General features: G+C 48.5%; 1 protein-coding gene. It reads right to left on the reverse strand.

Features of this window, described 5'->3' with window-relative positions; all coding sequences use genetic code 11:
- Nucleotides 1–1,226 (reverse strand): LruC domain-containing protein (locus tag R7035_RS25530; protein ID WP_318146357.1); only part of this gene is annotated, 1,226 nt, incomplete at both ends.

Consider the following 1,226-nt stretch of genomic DNA (forward strand, 5'->3'; position numbering starts at 1 on the left):
TTTTGCTATGCCCGGTAAACGAATAGCAAAGCCATTTTTGTATCCTGCACCGTAAGCGGCGAGGTCACCGGTGATTTGAATGTTCTCGACCACACCTTCCATACGCGTTTCTGTGATTCGGAACTGAATGACGACGTCGTTCATGTCGTAGTCTGCGGTGTATGGCCAGTTATCCTCAAACGCTACCGTTGCGTAGCCTTCTGCACTTGGGAAATGCTGAACAGATACGCCATTTTCGGTGATAGTGATTGGATGATCTTCCACTTCGCCGGAGGTTGAGCCGCCATCGTATTTGAGCCCCGTTTGTTGACTAAAGCGGAATCGGCTCCAACTTGGTCCTGCGGTTGCCAATTCAGAGACGATAAATGGAAGTGTGTTGTTTCCTGCTGCGAGTAACTGGTCTGTAAATACTTGTTCACCTTCATCTGCGAAATCACCGTCGCGGTTCCAGTCAAACCAAGCGGATAAGTAGCCAGAAGTAGACGCTGTCACATTCACCAGTGAACTCAAACCTGGATCGAGTGCGGCAACAAAGCCAACACCATCTTCGTCTGCGGTACCAACTTTGTTGTCGCCAGAAGGTGCAATTTGTCCGTCAGAATCGCCATCAGGCGCAATGACACCAAGCCATGTCGCACCATCGATTTCGTGTCGTGGACCGTTTGAGGAAAGAAGCGTGTGGTAACTGTCTGGAGCATCGCCAAAATCGATTGGGTCATCTTCATCAATAACTGGCGCGTTGGCGCAGCGTGCACCGTCATTTTGGCTTGAACTCGGGCCGTTCGAGACAAACTCAACCGCTGGGACAATGCCCGCGTTGATGTTTGAAGCGTTGTCCGCTGACAAATTAATACGGTAGATTTTTCCGTCTTGATTGCGGGAAACGTAGTAATTGCCGTTGACGTCAAAATAGCCCGCACCAAAGGTACCGGTTTCGCCCGTATCTCCAATCATAGTGGCTTGGCCGTTTGCAGTATTGAATTTGTAGAGAATGCCGGAGTTGTTGTCGATTCCGTAAAGCGAACCGTCGCCAGGATGAAAGGCAAAATCCGTCAAGTTGACGTTTGCGGTCGCGGTAATTTGCGTAAGTGTTAGCGTCGCATTTGGATCGGTATCTAACGGTGATAAATCAATGGAAAATAATCCTTTGCCTTTTCGATATAAGTAGTAAACGTGATTATAAACATCACAAACAAAAAACGTATGGCTAGGCAAACCAGCGACAT

Origin of the sequence: Vibrio sp. 1731 (genome assembly GCF_033339955.1) — a bacterium.
Taxonomy (GTDB): Bacteria; Pseudomonadota; Gammaproteobacteria; order Enterobacterales; family Vibrionaceae; genus Vibrio; species Vibrio alginolyticus.